The organism is Candidatus Amarolinea dominans, from assembly GCA_016719785.1.
GTDB classification, from domain to species: domain Bacteria; phylum Chloroflexota; class Anaerolineae; order SSC4; family Amarolineaceae; genus Amarolinea; species Amarolinea dominans.
In genome coordinates, this window is record JADJYJ010000001.1 from 614,132 (window position 1) to 631,890 (window position 17,759).

The window sequence follows — 17,759 nt, forward strand, 5'->3', positions numbered from 1 at the left end:
AATGAGGCGCAGCCGCGGGCGAGGGCTGCGCCTTGTTGTTTTCAAGATTTCTGCAGTCCAGGTTTGACACGCCAGAAATGGCATGGTATGCTACCCATCACCCTGCCGTGTCGTCATTCTCTACGTCTCTGATTGCCAAGATCACCTGCCATGTTTTCACCGACAACGCTTGCCCTGCCCGACCAGGCCCTCTTGATGGTCATTCGCCCACCGCCGCACGACTTGAGCAGCCTGCATCGCCTGGATGCAGCCGGCTGGGCGGCTCTCGCGGCGCGGGCCACGTCGGCGAACCTGGCGCCCCTACTGTTCTATACCCTGCGTCACGAGGGGGTGCTCGACCTGGCGCCGGCGGAGGTGCGCCAGCGCCTCAGTGAGGAATACTACGCCTCCGTGCGTCGCCAACTGCTGTTCAGCACAGAACTGGAGCCGGTGCTGGCGACGTTACGCAGCCACGGCGTTGTTCCCTTGCTGCTCAAAGGCGTGGTGTTGGCTGAAACCACCTACCCTGACGTGGGCCTGCGGCCCATGGCTGATATTGACATCCTCGTGCATGCCGCCGACCTCCCGCGTGTGCGGCAAGCCCTGCAACCGCTCGGCTACTACACCACCGCCACCGGGGCTGAGACCAACGACGAATTCTTCAACGGCGAGCTTTCTTTTGCCAAAGGCACCCACACCGAAACCCTGGCCCTCGAATTTCATCAGAACCTGGTGCATCATTGGAACTTCACCGCCCCGCTCAAGATTGATAGCGATGCCCTGTGGCAACGGGCGCAGCCGCTGACCCTTGCCGGGCAGCCGGTTGTGCAGTTGGCCGCCGAAGACATGCTGCTGCACCTGTGTCTGCACCGCGCCATGCACCACGGCTTCACCGGCCTGCCCGGCTATGTGGACATTGCCTGGATGACCGCCACGCAGCGCACGCGCATCAACTGGGAACGCCTGACCGCACGCGCACGCACCTACCAGGCAGAAGCCATTGTTTTTCTCGCTCTGCAGTTGGCGCATGACCTCCTGGGCGCGGCCGTGCCGGAAAACACCTTGCGCGCGCTCGCGCCTGCGCCCTGGCGCCAGCGCTTGCTGTTACGCCTGGTTGACCTGGAACTGATCCTGACGGTGGATGTCGCGCCCGCGCAGGAAGATGCCGGCCGCGTCTTGAACGTGGCCGTGATTGATACCCTGCCCGGCGTCATCGCCTGGCTGTGGCAGCGCCTGTTCCCCGGTGTCCGTTGGCAAAAAACGAACTATGCCCTGGACAGCACGATTCACGCCTATGCGTATGCTCTCCTGCTTCATCCCCTGCGCATCGTGGGGGGTTTTGCTGCCCGCGCGGCGCGTGTCGCGCTCCGCAGCAAAGCCTTCAGTCAATATCGGTCGTAGATTTTCGCCAACGCGCGCAAGGTGCGCCTGCACTTCGATCGTTACCTCTCCGCGGCCCAGGCCATTCTCAGGATTCCCTTCGCCAGCCGAACTTGACGTATGTCTGGCGTAAGGGTATGATAGCCAACAATAGCGTCGTCTTGAGCGAATCTGTGATCCTATGGACGACGACAGCACGCGCGAGAGTGGATATGGGCGAATCATCGAGTGTTTCGGAAAATCTGCCGCGCCAGGCCGGCAAGATCCGTGTGGGTGTCCTCGGCGCCACCGGCGCCGTCGGTCAGCGCTTCATTCAGGTGCTTGCCAATCACCCCTGGTTCGAGTTGAGCGTTTTGGCCGCCTCCCATCGTTCTGCGGGCAAACGCTTTGCCGACGCTTGCCATTGGTATCTGGATGAACCAATGCCTGCAGCTGTGCGCACGATGACACTGGAGCCGGGTCAACCTGGCATGGACTGCGAGATTCTCTTCTCCGCCTTGCCCAACAACATTGCGCAAGACCTGGAGCCTACCCTGGCAGCAGCCGGCTATGCGGTCTATTCCAACGCCGGTTCCCACCGGGCTGAACCTGACGTGCCGCTGTTGATTCCCGAAGTCAACCCGCAGCATGCGGCGCTCGTCGAAACACAGCGCACGCGGCGCGGCTGGCGCGGCTTCATCGTCACCAACCCCAACTGCACCGCCACCCATCTGACCTGCGCGCTCAAGCCGCTGCACGACGCCTTCGGCTTGCGCCGCGTCTTCGTGGTTTCCATGCAGGCCGTCTCCGGCGCCGGCTATCCGGGCGTCTCTGCACTCGACATCACCGATAACGTCATTCCCTACATCGGCAACGAAGAGGACAAGGTGCAGACCGAGCCGCTCAAGATGCTGGGCCTCTACGCGGTGGACGGCATCATGCCGGCCAATTTCCGCATCAGCGCCCACTGCAATCGGGTGCCCACGCGCGACGGTCATCTGGAATGTGTTTCAGTGGAGCTGGACCGCCCCGCGACCGAGGTCGAGATGGTGAGCGCCTGGGAGAACTTCCGCGGCCTACCGCAACAACTGGGCCTGCCCACGGCTCCTGCCCACTTCATCGAAGTCCGCGCTGAAGCGGACCGACCCCAGCCGCGGCGTGACCGGCTGGCCGGCAACGGCATGACGACCAGTGTCGGGCGTCTGCGGCCATGTGAGTTGTTGAGCTACAAATTTGTCCTTCTTGGTCACAACACACTGCGCGGCGCCGCGGGCGGCTCCGTGCTCAATGCAGAACTCATGGTTGCCCAGGGTTATTTTGGCGAACGGGCCATCGCTGCCCCCGTGCAGGCAGCATTGCGGGCCACCCAGTTGCCCTTGTGGCAACATGCCTAGCATCGCTGTGGAGTTGTTCTTATGAATCTCTTTGGAACTGCAACGTTAGCTGACCTCGCCGGCGACCTGGTTGTGTACCGCAATCTGAATATCCAGGACAAGCGGATCCCCGGATTGCGTGATGCCTGGATGGAAATGGACCTGCCCTCGCGGCGCATCCCCCGCAAGCATGAAGAGAACTACGCACGCGCCGCCGCGTGGCTGGTCATGCGCGCGCGCAAGCTCGATCAGCCCCAGGGCACAGTGAAGGAGCTGCTCTTTCTGGGGGACACGGCCCTCGCCGATGGCGATGCTTTTCGTCACCTCCGGCGCCAGGGCCGCTGGAACGGCTGGGCGTTCGTGGGCAGCGGCGCCGATGAAAACAGACCGGGCGCGTCCACCTGGGAGCAAGATAAGGACAACGTCATAATCGCCGGTCGTTGGCAGGACCTGGCGCGCTGGGTACACACCATCCTGGAGCAGGGCGCCTTCTGCGACGAACGGACAGCCCTGGTCATTGATATGGACAAGACAGCCATTGGCGCGCGCGGCCGCAACAGCCATGTCATTGATGAAGCACGCCTGGCCGGCCTGCGCGTCACCATGATCGAGATGTTGGGCGACAAGTTCAACCAGATCATCTTCGAAGAAGCCTATCGCGAGCTCAACCAACCCAGCCACCATCGCTTCACCGCCGACAACCAGGACTACCTGGCGTACGTCTGCCTGATCATCAGCGCAGGGGTCATTTCGTTACGCGGCCTGTTGGAATGCATCGCGGATGCCCCCAATTACGGTTTCATGCAGTTTGTGCGCTGGGCCGATACGCGCCTGGCCGGCGGCGCCCAGCCAGAACTGGCCGACATGCACTTCAGCTTCTACAAGCGCCTGGAAGCAGACGACCCCACACCCTTCAAGACGTTTCGCCGCCGTGAGTACCTGGCAACCGCAGCCCGCATGGGCAATCTGCCCGACACAACCTCCGTCAGCGATCTGTTGGCGCGGGAGATCTGCCTGACGCGTGAAGTGATGGAGGTCGGCGCCTGGCTCAAACAGCGCGGCGCCGTGGTCATGGTCCTATCCGACAAACCGGATGAGGCCTCCCTGCCAACCCCTGAACAGGCGCAAGAGGGATACCGCCCTCTGCACCGGGTAAAAGCGCATGTGGTGGGCGAGACCATTGCCGGGCAACTGCCCTAGCCGTCTCCCCTCCACGTTTAGCAACCAGAGACGAATGACGACCGCAACTGGCTGAACATGGGGGCGGGCGCCCTTCGTCTTTTGTTTTCGGAGAAATTGCACTCATGCCTGTCCTGCGCCCGTTTCGAGCCTGGCGTTATGCCGATGCTCCGGCCCTGGCCGATCTGCTTGTGCCCCCGTACGACATCATCAGCCCGGCCGCCCAGGCCGCGTTCTACGCCCGCCATCCCGCGAATCTGATTCAGATGGAGCTGGGACTCGAACAGCCGGCCGATGACGACCAAAACAATCGCTATACCCGCGCGGCCGTGGCCCTGAACGATTGGCGCCAGCGTCGCGTGCTGCAGCGTGACCCCTGGCCAACCTTCTACATCTATCAGCAAACCTTCCGGTTGCCGGGCAGCGCCGAACGTCTGCAGCGCACCGGTTTCTTTGGCAGCCTGCGCCTGGCGCCCTGGGGTCAGGGTATCCTGCCGCATGAAAAAACGTTTCCCGGCGCCAAGGCGGACCGCCTGGCCCTCTTACAGGCCACCGCCATGCAGACCGGCGCCATCTTCACCCTCTTCCGCGACCCAAGCGGTGCTGTGCTGAACGCCCTGCGGCCACTGACCGCCGCCATGCCGATTGCCGCCTTCGTGGCTGACGACGGCATCGAACATCGCCTTTGGCCGCTGCACGACCCCGCGCTCATCACCTACCTGGCCGAGACCCTGGCCGGCCGCACCTTGTACGTGGCGGACGGTCATCATCGGTACGAAACGGCACTCAACTATCAGCAACAACGGGGGGACGGCGGCGGTGAGCAGCCCTGGGATTACGTGCTGACATTCGCCGCCCCCATCGAGGACCCCGGCGTCCGTGTCCTGGCTGCGCATCGCTGCCTGCACGATGTGCCGGGTCTCTGGTCGGAAGATGTGCTGGCCGCGCTGCAATCCGGGTTCGAAATACAACGCTACGCCGCGGCCGACGCGCTGGCCGCGGCGCTGAGGCAAGCCATGCCTGGCGCCGGTTGTTTTGGCCTGCTCTTGCCCGGCACAACCGGCGGCTGGCTCCTGCGACCACAGCCGCACCTCACCCTGCCGGCCGATCTGCCGGCCGAGTTGGCCGATCTCGATGTCATCCGCCTGCAGGAATGGGTGCTGCGCCCCGTTTTGCGCCACATCACCGACGACCTGGCCGATAAACGCTTTGTGGCCTACGAACCGAACCTGGACCAGGTGATCGAGGCTGTACAGCAGGGGCAGATTCAGGCCGCGTTCCTGCTCAACCCCACGGGGCTGCACCAACTGTGCGCCGTGGCCGATGCCGGTCTGGTCATGCCGCAGAAGGCCACCTACTTCTACCCTAAACTCATTTCAGGCATCGTCATGCACGACGTGGCCTCCTAAGAGGAATGAGAATTTTTACCGTTCCGCTCCCGGGCAAACTTCGGGCCCACCGAACCCCCCCCAGCGGCCCCTTTTTTTTTTAATTCTCATTCCTAACAGAACAAAACACAGAATATGCAACAGATCAAAAACGGTTCAATAGGGTTTTTATGGGTTATCAGAATCAACCAAATCAGCAGAGTCAATCAAATCAGTGGAAACAGCCATCTCCCCAGCCATCATCCGACCCGGTGTCTACGCGCGCCGTTGCAGGCAATCCAGGGCCGAAGCGTGACGAGAGCGCCGAACCTCAGGACGTCGCCGTCTTTTTTGATTTCGAGAATATCGTCTATTCGACGCGCAACTGCCTCAACCTGAACCCTGATTTCGGCGTTCTCATGGATTGCTGTCGCAGCTTTGGTCGCGTGGTCATCGCCCGCGCCTATGCCGACTGGCGTCGCCATGCGCCCACCGTGTCATCTATCCTTCATGCGCAAGACATTGACCCGGTCTTCGTGCCCAGCTACCAGTACGGCCGCCCGGGCACCAACAACGGCTCCATCAAGAACAGCGTGGACATGCATCTGTGCGTAGACGCGATGCGTGTGCTCTATCGCTATCCGCATCTCAACGTGTTCGTCCTCATCAGCGGTGATCGTGACTTTATCCCGCTGGTGCGCGCCCTGCGCATGGAGGGCAAAATGGTCATCGGCGTCGGCGTCACCGACACCACCTCGATCTACCTGGGACGCGCCGTAGATCACTTCGTCTTTTACCAGGATTTGCTCACCCGCGCGGGCCAGCCGGCGCGGCCCGCGGTGCGCCTCGAAACCGAAGCCGCGCCGCCCATCACCGCTGAAACAGCCAGCCTCCCGCTCAACTCCAACGGCGCCGGCCGCGCGCCCGCGCCCACCGAGCCGACCCCCGCGCTCGAGCCTGAGGATGACGGCCTCTGGAGCAGCCTGTTGTACGAGGCGGAGGACAATACGTAAGTAGGAAGTAGGAAGTAGGAAGTAGGAAGTAGGAAGTAGGAAGTAGGAATGAGGAAGTAGGAAGTGGGAAGTGGGAAGTGGGAAGTGGGAAGTGGGAAGTGGGAAGTGGGAGTTTTCGGGAGGACATCATGACGGCCAAGACAAAAATCATCATCAGCGACCTGCACCTGGGCGCTGGGCTGGAGGGCGCCGGCGGTAATCGCCTCGAAGACTTCATCAGCGACATTGACTTTGTGGAGTGGGTGCATGGCCTGACTGCGGAGAGCAACCGCACCGGCGCTGACATGGAATTCATCATCAATGGCGATTTTATGGAGATGCTGCAGGTGCCTGCGGTCGTGCGCTTTGACCCGACCGAACCCTACCCGCCGGCCGCGTATGCTGCCAACGACGAAGCCTCAGCCCTTCTCAAACTGACGCACATCACGCAGGGCCATCCGGGCCTCTTTGCTGTCCTGGCCGATTTCATCTGCCACCAACCGCGGCGCAACGTCGTCATTCTGCGGGGCAATCACGACCCTGAGCTCTACTGGCCCGGCGTGCAGGATGTCCTGCGCCATCTCCTGGGCGCCACCGGAGAAGTGGTCAACTTGCTCCAGTTCCCGCCGTTGAGCTATCTGACCGACGGCGTCTACGTAGAGCATGGCAATCAGTACACTGAATCGGTCAACCGTTTTCAGAACCCCAGCGCGCCGCTCGACCCGCAGGATCCCACCAGGCTGGAATTGGTGTGGGGATCGCGCTTCGTGTTCGAATACTTCAACCAGATCGAACGTGAGCGTTACTGGGTGGACGGCGTGGCGCCGATGACGGGCCTCATCTGGTATGGCTTGCACTACGATTTCCCCTTTGCGGCCAGGGCGCTCAAACTCCTGCTGGCTGCTGTCCCGCGCCTGGGGCTGCCGCGCGAGGTCTCTCCCAAGCAAATTGACGCCATCTCCGCCCTGGAAGCAGACCTGGCCGATCCCGACGACCTGCCCGCCCTGCAGGCACGCTACGAATCGGACCCCGCCTTCCGTCAGGAGTTCGAGGCGCGTGTGCTGGAAGCCTTGCGCGACGTCAGCACGGACGACACCCTCCTGCCCTCCGCACGTGACCTCACGCCGGCCGCTGCCCTGGCGCGCGCGGAACAGTTGGCCGATGAGTATCGGCGGCGCCTGCGCAGCGAAGCCCAGCGCATCGCCACCGAAACCCAGGCGCGCCTGGTGACATTTGGTCATACCCACGTGTCAGAAACTTTCCCCCTGACGGATGGGGCCACCTACATCAACAGCGGCGCCTGGATCGGCGCGGCTGATTTTTCTCATGCCACCCCGGCGCAGTGGGAAGACCTCTTCCGTCATCCGGATACCTATGCCAACCAGCGCCAGTTGGCCTTTGTGCGCGTGGACTATGACGCAGCCGGCCAGCTCAGCGCCCGCCTGCTGCATGTGGGTCAGCCAACGCCGCCCGGTGGAACAGGCAGCGGCGGCGTTCACCCGGCGCCCTCGCCGCATAAGGGCTGCCTGCCCGCCCTGCTCCTGCTGCCCTTCCGGCGCTGAACCATCGCCGCCGCGCCTGACGCAGGCTCTCTTTTGATCACTGAACGGTCCATGACCTATGCAACCAACCTCGTATCCACTTGACCTGCAGATCTTGACCGCGCGCTGGCGCACATTTATCGAAACGCGCGCGCAGCCGGACGCGGTGGACCCGGTGGTGGTCAGTTCCTGGCGCCGCTGTGCTCCCTTGCTCAACCCCTTTGCCCAACCTCAGTTAGCCCGCCTGAATGAACAGGCCCTGCGCCGCCTGCTCATCAGCCAGTTCGATCTCCTGGCCATTGCGCGCCCGGTGATGGAAGACATCTTCCAGGTCATCGAGGGCGACCGCAGTCTGATGGTGCTGCTCGATAACACCGGCTGCGTTTTGCTCACCCTGGGCGACGCCCACATGGAAGAAGAGGCCACCCGCCTGGGGCTGACTCCCGGCACCTACTGGGATGAGGGGCGCGTGGGCACCAATGCCTTCGCCCTGGTCCTGGCCGAACGTATGCCGGCGCAGGTGGTCGGCGCGGAGCATTTCCTGGCCTGCTTTCATCATCTCGTGGATGCGGCCGCGCCCATTTTTCAGCCCAGTGGACGACCCATCGGCGTGTTGGGCATCCTCGGTCTGGGCAGCATGAGTCATTCCCATGCGACCGGCATCGTCGTGGCCGGCGCGCGCGCCCTGGAAAACCAGTTGGCCGCCGACGTGATGCACCTGGATGCCAACGCCCATTTGACCCTGCTCAATGCGACGATGGAATCCATCGCGGATGGGGTGCTGGCCTGGGATCGCGACGGCATCGTCACGCAGATGAATCGGCAGGCGGCCGAGCTGCTGACCCTCAACCCGCGCCTCGTCGTCGGGCACCCCTTGCAGCGCTATGTGCAGGCGCCGGCCGACCTACGCGAAGCGATGGAGCTTGGCAAGCCGTTGCGCGATGTCGAGGCTCATCTGCTGGTCAACGGACGCCCGGTCTACTGCATGTTGAATCTGAAGCCAATTCGCATTGGCGACGCGCCACCGATCGGCTTTCTGGCGACGCTGCAGCCCATTCAGCAGATTCACCAGATCTTCTATCGCCTGTCCGGCGCGCAGGCCGCGATGACCTTCGACGATCTCAAGGGCAAATCGGCCGACATCCAGCGCGTGCGCAATCAGGCGCGCGGCGCCGCACGCGGCCGCGGCAACGTCCTGTTGCAGGGCGAGTCAGGGGTGGGTAAACACGTCGTGGCGCGCGCCATCCACAACGCCAGCAGCCGCGCCAACGGGCCTTTCATTGCCGTCAACTGCCGGGCCTTCCCGCGTGACCTGTTTCTGAGTGAGTTCCTCGGTTATGAAAGCGGCGCCTTCAGCGGCGCACGCGTCGAAGGGCGCCCCAGTAAGTTCGAGCTGGCCTTCGGCGGCACCCTGTTCCTGGACGAAGTAGAGACGATCCCGCTCGAATTCCATTCCGTGCTCGGCCGCGTGATCGAAACCGGCGAGGTGATGCGCCTGGGCGGCACCCGCGTCATTCCGGTCAATGTGCGCGTGATTTCCTCCACCGACACCGATCTGGACAGCCTGGTGGCCGAGGGCGCGTTTCAGGCCAACCTGGTTTATCGCCTGAGCTCGATCGTGATTGACATGCCGCCACTGCGCCAGCGGCGTGAGGATCTACCCGAACTGATAGAGACCATCCTGGGCCGCATGCGCGCCAGTCAGCCGGCCAATGCGGCCAATGCGGCCACGGTCACGCCGGAGGCGCTGCACCTGATGAAGAAGTACCCCTGGCCAGGCAACATTCGCGAACTGGAGAGCGCCCTGGAGCGCGCCAGCAGCCTGGTAGCCAGCGGTCAGCCCATTGACGTGGCCCATTTACCGGAGAGCGTCCGCCGCGGCGCGGTCATCGTGCCCACGCGCGAAAAAGCCGAACCGGTGCTCAACATGGATGAATGGAACCGCGAGGCGCTCATTCGCGCCGGCTGGGCCACGCACGGCAATCTGACCGAAATGGCGCACCTGCTCGGCATCAGCCGCACCACGTTATGGCGCAAGATGCGCTTCTTCAACCTGACCGCGCACCACTTTCAACCCGATGGGTAATTGGTACCATCCCTCTGTTTCAGAATTGAACAGTTGTCGCAATTTCCGTTTCACCTTGAAACAAAAATTATCCAATTGATTGACACTGCGGTCACGCTGTGCTAATCTGATCGTCGTGTGATTTTTTCGGAAACCGCTTAAGGCATGGGCTGGGTCATACCGGCAAAGTGACATGCACCCCAGGCGGTTCGTGGCTGGTCTCATTAATTGGAGCCGCGTCGTGCCAAGCCTTGTTCCGAGCAAGGCGACCATGAGAAAGGAGGACTGTCACACCCCACACAACCCTGCGCTAGCTTGTGACTCGACGCGCCTTACCCCGCGCGCATCGAGGTAGGTACGCTCCCTCATGAGAGTCGTTCGATCTCGAGCTGCCTGCGAGGCAGCAAATATCGCATCAGACAAGGTAGGAGGAACTTTCACAATGTCTCCGTTTATGGGTGAAGTGATTGGCACGATGTTGCTGATCCTGTTGGGTGATGGTGTGGTGGCCAACGTTTTGTTGGCCAAGACCAAGGGTAAAAACGCCGGCTGGATTGTCATTACCACAGCCTGGGCGCTGGCGGTCTTTGTGGGCGCCTATTCGGTGGCGAGCGTCAGCGGTGCGCACTTGAATCCGGCCGTCACGATTGGTCTGGCCGTGGCTGGTAAGTTTGCGTGGGCCAATGTCTTCCCGTACATTATTGCCCAATTCATTGGCGCCTTCATTGGCGCCACCCTGGTTTGGTTGCACTACTTCCCGCACTGGGCCGAGACCAAGGATACTGGCCTGAAGTTGGCCGTCTTCTCGACCGGCCCGGCCATTCGCAGCATGACCTGGAACCTGGTTTCTGAAATCATCGGCACCTTCGCGCTGGTGTTCGGCATCCTGGCGATCAAGGGCGCCGTGATGGATTCGTCTGGCTCGGCCGTGCCGTTGAACATGGGCGCTCTGGGCATTATCCCCGTGGCCTTCCTCGTGTGGGTGATCGGTCTGGCGCTCGGTGGCACCACCGGTTATGCCATCAATCCGGCTCGTGACCTCGGCCCTCGCATTGCGCACTTCGTCCTGCCTATCGCAGGCAAGGGTGACAGCGACTGGGGCTACTCCTGGATTCCCGTGGTCGGCCCCATCGTCGGTGCTGTCATTGCGGCCCTCCTGTACACAGGACTCGGCAGTTTCTAACCCTCGGCGCTTTTCCCTTGTGAAGGCCTGACTTCAGGCCTTCGCAAGGCCCCCTGATTCGTGACCGTGCCAGCGTGTTGAGGCGATTGCTGTGATGAAAGGAATGGCTATATGAAGAAACTGATCAATAAACCCGAAGATGTCGTTCGCGAGGAACTGGAAGGGATTGTCTACGCACACTCGAACTTGGTGACAGTGCATTATGACCCGAACTTTATTGTACGGGCCGATGCACCGGTGCAGGGCAAAGTGGGCGTGATCTCTGGCGGCGGCTCCGGTCATGAGCCGATGCATGGTGGCTTCGTGGGTATGGGTATGCTGGATGCGGCCTGCCCCGGCGCGGTCTTCACCAGCCCCACGCCCGATCAGATGCTGGAAGCGACCAAGGCCGTCAATGGCGGCGCGGGCGTGCTGCACATCGTCAAGAACTACACCGGCGACATCATGAACTTCGAGATGGCGGCCGAATTGGCGCGTGAAGAGGGCATCGAGGTCGAGGCGGTAGTGACCAACGACGACGTGGCTGTGAAGGATAGCCTCTGGACAGCCGGCCGTCGTGGCGTTGGCATCACCGTCCTGGCCGAGAAGATCACGGGCGCGGCCGCGGAAGAGGGTCGCTCTCTCAAAGAAGTGGCCGATGTCTGTCGCAAAGTCAACGCCTGGGGCCGCAGCATGGGTATGGCGCTCACCTCCTGCACCGTGCCCCATGCCGGCAAGCCCACCTTCGATCTGCCTGAAGATGAGATGGAAATCGGCGTCGGTATCCACGGCGAGCCAGGCCGCAAGCGCATGAAGCTGGCCACGGCCGACGAAATCACCGAGATGCTGGCCGAGCCAATCATCGAGGACCTGCCCTTCCAGGCGGGTGACGAAGTCCTGGCCTTTGTCAACGGCATGGGCGGCACCCCTCTCATCGAACTGTATGTCGTCTATCGCAAGCTGGCGCAGATCTGCGAGAGCCACGGTATCAAGATCGCGCGCAACCTGATCGGCTCCTACATCACCAGCCTCGAAATGGCCGGCTGCTCGATCACGTTGCTCAAGCTGGATGCTGACCTCCTCAAGCTGTGGGACGCACCGGTGAAGACCGTGGGCCTGCGCTGGGGTGTATGAGTCTTGCAAACTCGTTGCATTAAACAGCATTAACAGGTGACCATGACAATCTCGCGTCAAGATGTGCTCGACTGGATCAAGAACGTTGCTGGCGTGCTCGCTGAAAACAAGGACTACCTCACCCAACTCGACTCGGCCATTGGTGATGCCGACCACGGCGCCAACATGACGCGTGGTTTTCAGGCCGTCCTCACCAAGCTGCCCGCCGTCAGCGACAAAGACATCGGCACCATCTTCAAGACGGTCGGCATGACGTTAGTCTCCACCGTCGGAGGCGCCAGCGGGCCGCTCTATGGCACCTTCTTCATGCAGGCAGGCGCGGTCTCGGTCGGTAAACAAGACCTCTCGGCCGCCGACTGGGGCGCCGCGCTGGAAGCCGCGGTCAATGGCGTTGTTATGCGCGGCAGGGCCGTTCTCGGCGATAAGACGATGGTAGATGCCCTGACGCCAGCCCTCGAAGCCTTCAAGGATGCGGTCGTGCAGAACGCCACGATCGGTTTGGCCCTGACACGCTCTGTTCAGGCCGCCGAAGAAGGCATGAAAGCGACGATCCCCCTGGTGGCACGCAAGGGACGTGCCAGCTATTTGGGCGAACGCAGTGCAGGGCACCAGGACCCTGGCGCCACTTCGACCTTCCTGATCTTGAAGTGCGCCGCCGAAACCTGGGCAAACTCATAAGATCACGCTCGATCCGGACAGGCCATAGAGTCTGTCATCTACATAGTTTCGGAATCCAAAGGAGGATTCGTACATGGCTAAGTATGCAGCAGCGATAGACCAGGGCACCACCAGCACCCGCTTCATGGTGTTCGACCACAGTGGAAAAGTTGTTTGTTTCGACCAGAAGGAACATGAGCAGATCTATCCCAAGCCGGGTTGGGTCGAGCATGATCCGATGGAGATTTGGACCCGCGTCGATGAAGTTGTCAAGGGCGGCCTGGCCAAGGGCAATATTGACCCGGCCGACATTGCCGCGGTCGGCATCACCAATCAGCGTGAGACCACCGTCGTGTGGAATCGCAACACCGGCAAGCCGTACTACAATGCCATCGTTTGGCAGGATACGCGCACGGCCGATATCTGCAACGCCCTGGCAGCCGATGGTGGTCAGGATCGCTTCCGCGCCCAGGTGGGCCTGCCGTTGGCGACCTACTTCTCCGGCCCCAAGGTGCGCTGGATTCTCGACAATGTCGCGGGCGTGCGCGCAGCCGCAGAAGCCGGCGATGCCATCTTCGGCAACATTGACACCTGGGTCATCTGGAATCTGACCGGCGGCACCGACGGCGGCGTGCATGTGACCGATGTCTCCAACGCCAGTCGCACCATGCTCATGAACCTCAACACCCTCGACTGGGATGATGAGATTCTGGGCGTCATGGGCGTGCCACGCGCCATGCTGCCCAAGATCGTCGCCTCCAGCGCGGTCTATGGCAGCGCCAAGGGCGCCCTGGCCGGCATCCCTGTGGCAGGCGACCTGGGCGATCAGCAGGCGGCTCTCTTCGGCCAGACCTGCTTCAGCGCTGGCGAAGCCAAGAACACCTACGGCACCGGCTGCTTCATGCTGCTCAACACCGGCACCACGCCCGTTCCGAGCAAGAGCGGCCTGCTCACCACCCTGGGCTACAAGATCGGTGACGAACCGGCCGTCTATGCCCTGGAAGGCTCCATCGCCATCACCGGCGCGCTGGTGCAGTGGCTGCGTGACAACCTGGGCCTCATCTCGCGCTCCTCGGATGTCGAAGCCCTGGCCGCGACCGTCGAAGACAACGGCGGCATCTACTTCGTGCCCGCGTTCTCTGGCCTGTTTGCGCCCTACTGGCGCAGTGATGCCCGCGGCGCGCTCGTCGGCATGACCCGCTACGTCAACAAGGGCCACATCGCCCGCGCCGCCCTGGAGGCCACCGCCTTCCAGACGCGTGAAGTGCTCGATGCCATGAACAACGACTCCGGCGTCGCGCTGACTGCCCTCAAGGTGGACGGCGGCATGGTCTTCAACGAACTGCTCATGCAGTTCCAGGCCGACATCCTCGGCGTCCCTGTCATCCGCCCAACCGTGGCCGAGACGACAGCCCTGGGCGCCGCCTACGCCGCCGGCCTGGCCGTCGGCTTCTGGGCCAAGGTCGAGGACCTGCGCGCGAACTGGGGCAAGGACAAGGAATGGCAGCCGAACATGGATGCGGACCATCGCGCGGCGCAGTATGCCAACTGGAAGAAGGCCGTCACCCGCACCTTCGATTGGATCGCCTAACGTTCTCTTTTCCTCTCTCCCCCTCGTTCAACGAGGGGGAGGGGGAGAGGGGGAGAGGGGGAGAGGGTGGGCCTGCCGCCTGCCCTCCCTGACACTTGTGCCGGTCCGTGGACTGCGCACCACGTGCTGTTAGTGGCCTGCGGAACCAGTGAGCACCGAAAATGGGCCGTCCGGCAGACATCGTGTCTGCGACCTGCGCCCTTCAGGACTTACGACGTAGGGTGAAAAGACCGAAGGGTGCTTGTGCCCCTTCGGTCTTTTTTCATCGTAACCATTCAGGAATGAGATTTTTCTATGAAACGTCTAGATACTGACATTCTCGTGATTGGCGGTGGCGCCACCGGTACGGGAATTGCCTGGGATGCGGCACTCCGTGGCTTCAAGGTCATCCTGGTGGAGAAACGCGACCTAACCCATGGCACCACCGGGCGCTACCACGGCCTGTTGCACAGCGGCGGCCGCTATGTCGTCAAGGACCCTGGCAGCGCGGTGGAGTGCATTACCGAAAACCGCATCCTGCGCAAGACCCATGCCCATTGCATCGAAGATACCAGCGGCTTCTTTGTTGTGACGCCAGAAGATGAGGGGGAATACCCTGATCTGTTCAAGGCCGCATGTGAGAAGTGCGGCGTGCCTTGCGCCGAAATCCCCGTGGCCGAGGCGCTGCGCCGTGAGCCGCTGTTGAACCAGCGCATCAGCCGCGTCTTCGAAGTGCCCGATGGCGCCGCGGACAGCTTCTTGTCCACGCACGCCACGGCCCAGGCCGCGCAACGCGTTGGCGCGCAGACCCTCGTTTACCATGAAGTGATCGCCCTTCTTCTGGAGGGCGGCGATGGCAACCGCCGCGTGGCCGGCGCGCAGGTGCGCAATGTGACCACCGGCGAAGAGATGGCGATTCACGCCAGCATGACCGTCAACGCCACCGGCGCGTGGGCCGGTCAGCTTGCCAAGATGGCTGGCATCCGCGTGGATGTGATCCCCGGCAAGGGCACACTGGTGGCTATGAACCACCGTGTCGTCAACACAGTCATCAACCGCTGCAAAAAACCGGCCGATGGCGATATCATCGTGCCGATTCATACCGTGGCCGTCATCGGCACCACGGACGAACGCGTCACCAACCCTGAAGACCTGCGCATCGAACCGTGGGAAGTCTATCTGATGTTGAGCGAAGGCGAGAAGCTGGTTCCTTCCATTTCCAAAGCCCGTGTGGTGCGCACATGGGCCGGGGTGCGGCCCCTCTATCAGGAACATTACAGCGGTTCCAGTCGCGATGCCACGCGCGCCTTCACTCTGCTGCGCCACAACAATCGTGATGGCGTCCAGAGTTTCCTCACCATGACCGGCGGCAAGTGGACCACCTTCCGCCTGATGGCTGAAAAAGCCGTGGACGCCGCGTGCGAGCAGATTGGCGTGCGCCAGCCATGCGTGACGGCCGAGACGGTCGTGCCAGGCATCGAGCAGGGGCACTACTGGCTGGGACATCGCCTGCACGAAGTCGAAGACCTCAAGCTGCAGGGCGAACTGGTGTGCGAGTGCGAGCTGGTGACGCGCACGATGGTCGAGAATGCCGTGCGGCGCAATCCCCTGGTGACACTGGACGATCTGCGCCGTGATGTGCGCCTGGGTATGGGGCCTTGCCAGGGCGGCTTCTGCACCTATCGCGCCTGCGGCATCTTGCACGAGCTGGGCAGCAAGCAGCAAGCGGATGCCCGCCCACCGCTGCAAGTCAGCGCAAGGGACGCCACGTGGGAAGTGGCCTACCTGCAGTCGCCCGCGCATAACAACGGCGCGGCGGCCGCGGCCCCTTCGCCGCTGTCCAATCAGGCCATTACAGTGGAGGATGCCAACCTGCTCTTGCGCGATTTCCTGCAAGAGCGCTGGAAAGGGCTGACGCCCATCCTGTGGGCGCAGCAGCTCAAGCAGGAACGCCTGGATGAACTGATCTACCTCAGCCTGCTGAATGCCGATCATCTGCCCGACGGCGACCGGCAAGGCCCGCTGAGCACGTTCTGGCGGTTCGACACCACGCCGAACGAGAAAACGGAGCGCGACCATGCTTGATCTACTTGTAATCGGCGCTGGACTGGCCGGCCTCCAGGCCGCTATCACCGCTGCGCAGGCCGGCGCACGGGTGCGGCTCATCGCCAAAGGCTTGAGCGCCACGCATTGGGCCGCGGGCACCGTGGATGTGCTCGGCTATGCGCCGGCGGCTGAGGGCGCCGCGCCCGCGTTGGTGCAGCGCCCGCTGGATGCGATCGCCGGTGTGCCGGCCCCCCATCCCTACAGCCTGCTCGGCCGTGAGGGCGTTGCCAGCGCGCTCGATTCTTTCGTGGCCCTGACTCATGAGCTTGGCGTGCCCTACGAAGGCAGCGCCAACGGCGGCAACCTGCTGCTGCCATCGCCCGTCGGCGCGCCGCGACCCGCGTTCCTGGCGCCACGCGCCCAGCGCGGCGGCGATCTCAGCCGGCCGGAACCGATGCTGATCGTCGGTTTTCAGGGGATGCGCGACTTCTACCCCGAACTGATCGCGGCCAACCTGAACAAGCAGGGCTTTGCCGCGCGTGCGGCCTTCCTGCCCCTGAGCCTGCTCAACAGCCAGCATGACCGCAACAGCGTGCAGTTGGCTCATGGCCTGGATAACCCGCGGGTCACCGCCAAACTGGCGGCTGAGCTCAAGCGCCTGCTCAAGCCGGGGGAGCGCATCGGCCTGCCGGCTATCCTGGGCCTGGCCAATCACCTGGGTGTGCTGGATGATTTGCGCACCCAAACCGGCGCCGTCATCTTTGAAATCCCCACCCTGCCGCCCAGCGTGCCTGGCATTCGCCTGCATGCGGCCTTGCGCAAGCATGTGGAAGCGCTGGGCGTGCGGGTCGAGATCGGCATGGAGGGCATTGGCTTCCACGCAGAGGGGGACGCAGAGGGGGACGCGGGAAACATTCAGTGGGTGGAGACTTCTACCAGTGCGCGGCCGCTGAAGCACCGCGCGGCCAAGTATCTGCTGGCGACGGGCGGCATCCTGGGCGGCGGTTTCAACAGCAATCACCTGGGCCGGGTGTGGGAAGTGATCTTCGACCTGCCGTTGACCGTGCCGCAGCAGCGTCATCAGTGGTTCCAGTCGCAGTTTCTGGATCCGCAGGGGCACCCGGTTTTCCGCGGTGGTGTGGCGGTGAATGGCGATTGGCAGCCGCTCAAGGGCGATGGGACCCCCGTTTATCGCAACCTGTGGGCGGCCGGCGGTCTGTTGGCCGGCGGGGATTACATTCAGGAGCGCAGCCTGGAAGGGGTTGCCATTGCCAGCGGTCGCGCCGCGGCGACGCGACTCCTGCAGGCAGCGTAGGGCCGCTGGCCTGGCGCTTG

Annotated in this window: 13 protein-coding genes; all 13 read left to right on the forward strand. The window is 62.8% G+C overall.

Annotated features, from left to right (window positions below; genetic code table 11):
* The first annotated feature begins 150 nt into the window (after nucleotides 1-150).
* The 13 genes from IPM84_02985 to glpB all read left to right on the forward strand — a co-directional run bounded on the left by IPM84_02985 (nucleotide 151) and on the right by glpB (nucleotide 17,739).
* Entirely contained in the window at nucleotides 151-1,380 is a 1,230-nt protein-coding gene (locus IPM84_02985) for a nucleotidyltransferase family protein (protein MBK9091736.1), read from the forward strand.
* A 191-nt stretch (nucleotides 1,381-1,571) separates the two neighbouring features.
* Entirely contained in the window at nucleotides 1,572-2,732 is a 1,161-nt protein-coding gene (gene asd / locus IPM84_02990; GenBank protein ID MBK9091737.1) for an aspartate-semialdehyde dehydrogenase, read from the forward strand.
* Nucleotides 2,733-2,753: 21 nt separating this feature from the next.
* Entirely contained in the window at nucleotides 2,754-3,911 is a 1,158-nt protein-coding gene (locus IPM84_02995) for a hypothetical protein (protein ID MBK9091738.1), read from the forward strand.
* A gap of 104 nt (nucleotides 3,912-4,015) precedes the next feature.
* Complete coding sequence (locus IPM84_03000; protein MBK9091739.1) at nucleotides 4,016-5,299, forward strand: DUF1015 domain-containing protein; 1,284 nt, start codon at nucleotides 4,016-4,018, stop codon at nucleotides 5,297-5,299.
* A 230-nt stretch (nucleotides 5,300-5,529) separates the two neighbouring features.
* On the forward strand, nucleotides 5,530-6,270 hold the full coding sequence (locus IPM84_03005; protein MBK9091740.1) for an NYN domain-containing protein: 741 nt from the start codon (nucleotides 5,530-5,532) through the stop codon (nucleotides 6,268-6,270).
* A gap of 128 nt (nucleotides 6,271-6,398) precedes the next feature.
* The gene (locus tag IPM84_03010; protein ID MBK9091741.1) at nucleotides 6,399-7,811 is read left to right on the forward strand and encodes a metallophosphoesterase; all 1,413 of its coding nucleotides are present in this window, start codon (nucleotides 6,399-6,401) and stop codon (nucleotides 7,809-7,811) included.
* A 58-nt stretch (nucleotides 7,812-7,869) separates the two neighbouring features.
* The gene (locus tag IPM84_03015; GenBank protein MBK9091742.1) at nucleotides 7,870-9,876 is read left to right on the forward strand and encodes a sigma 54-interacting transcriptional regulator; all 2,007 of its coding nucleotides are present in this window, start codon (nucleotides 7,870-7,872) and stop codon (nucleotides 9,874-9,876) included.
* Between the two features lie 421 nt (nucleotides 9,877-10,297).
* Nucleotides 10,298-11,038, forward strand: a complete 741-nt coding sequence (locus tag IPM84_03020) for an aquaporin family protein (GenBank protein ID MBK9091743.1) — start codon at nucleotides 10,298-10,300, stop codon at nucleotides 11,036-11,038.
* A 111-nt stretch (nucleotides 11,039-11,149) separates the two neighbouring features.
* Complete coding sequence (gene dhaK / locus IPM84_03025; protein ID MBK9091744.1) at nucleotides 11,150-12,151, forward strand: dihydroxyacetone kinase subunit DhaK; 1,002 nt, start codon at nucleotides 11,150-11,152, stop codon at nucleotides 12,149-12,151.
* Nucleotides 12,152-12,193: 42 nt separating this feature from the next.
* The gene (dhaL, locus tag IPM84_03030; GenBank protein ID MBK9091745.1) at nucleotides 12,194-12,829 is read left to right on the forward strand and encodes a dihydroxyacetone kinase subunit L; all 636 of its coding nucleotides are present in this window, start codon (nucleotides 12,194-12,196) and stop codon (nucleotides 12,827-12,829) included.
* 73 nt (nucleotides 12,830-12,902) lie between these two features.
* Nucleotides 12,903-14,399, forward strand: coding sequence for a glycerol kinase GlpK (gene glpK, locus IPM84_03035; protein ID MBK9091746.1), 1,497 nt, complete (start codon nucleotides 12,903-12,905; stop codon nucleotides 14,397-14,399).
* A 294-nt stretch (nucleotides 14,400-14,693) separates the two neighbouring features.
* Nucleotides 14,694-16,463, forward strand: coding sequence for an anaerobic glycerol-3-phosphate dehydrogenase subunit A (glpA, locus tag IPM84_03040; GenBank protein MBK9091747.1), 1,770 nt, complete (start codon nucleotides 14,694-14,696; stop codon nucleotides 16,461-16,463).
* Nucleotides 16,456-17,739, forward strand: coding sequence for a glycerol-3-phosphate dehydrogenase subunit GlpB (gene glpB / locus IPM84_03045; protein ID MBK9091748.1), 1,284 nt, complete (start codon nucleotides 16,456-16,458; stop codon nucleotides 17,737-17,739). Before glpA ends, glpB begins: the two co-directional genes overlap by 8 nt.
* Nucleotides 17,740-17,759 lie beyond the last annotated feature (20 nt).

Coding starts and splice junctions, on each gene's coding strand:
- dhaK (MBK9091744.1), top strand. CDS start 11,150: ATGAAGAAACTGATCAATAAACCCGAAGATGTCGTTCGCGAGGAACTG.
- IPM84_03020 (MBK9091743.1), top strand. CDS start 10,298: ATGTCTCCGTTTATGGGTGAAGTGATTGGCACGATGTTGCTGATCCTG.
- IPM84_02995 (MBK9091738.1), top strand. CDS start 2,754: ATGAATCTCTTTGGAACTGCAACGTTAGCTGACCTCGCCGGCGACCTG.
- asd (MBK9091737.1), top strand. CDS start 1,572: ATGGGCGAATCATCGAGTGTTTCGGAAAATCTGCCGCGCCAGGCCGGC.
- glpB (MBK9091748.1), top strand. CDS start 16,456: ATGCTTGATCTACTTGTAATCGGCGCTGGACTGGCCGGCCTCCAGGCC.
- dhaL (MBK9091745.1), top strand. CDS start 12,194: ATGACAATCTCGCGTCAAGATGTGCTCGACTGGATCAAGAACGTTGCT.
- IPM84_02985 (MBK9091736.1), top strand. CDS start 151: ATGTTTTCACCGACAACGCTTGCCCTGCCCGACCAGGCCCTCTTGATG.
- IPM84_03015 (MBK9091742.1), top strand. CDS start 7,870: ATGCAACCAACCTCGTATCCACTTGACCTGCAGATCTTGACCGCGCGC.
- glpK (MBK9091746.1), top strand. CDS start 12,903: ATGGCTAAGTATGCAGCAGCGATAGACCAGGGCACCACCAGCACCCGC.
- IPM84_03000 (MBK9091739.1), top strand. CDS start 4,016: ATGCCTGTCCTGCGCCCGTTTCGAGCCTGGCGTTATGCCGATGCTCCG.
- glpA (MBK9091747.1), top strand. CDS start 14,694: ATGAAACGTCTAGATACTGACATTCTCGTGATTGGCGGTGGCGCCACC.
- IPM84_03010 (MBK9091741.1), top strand. CDS start 6,399: ATGACGGCCAAGACAAAAATCATCATCAGCGACCTGCACCTGGGCGCT.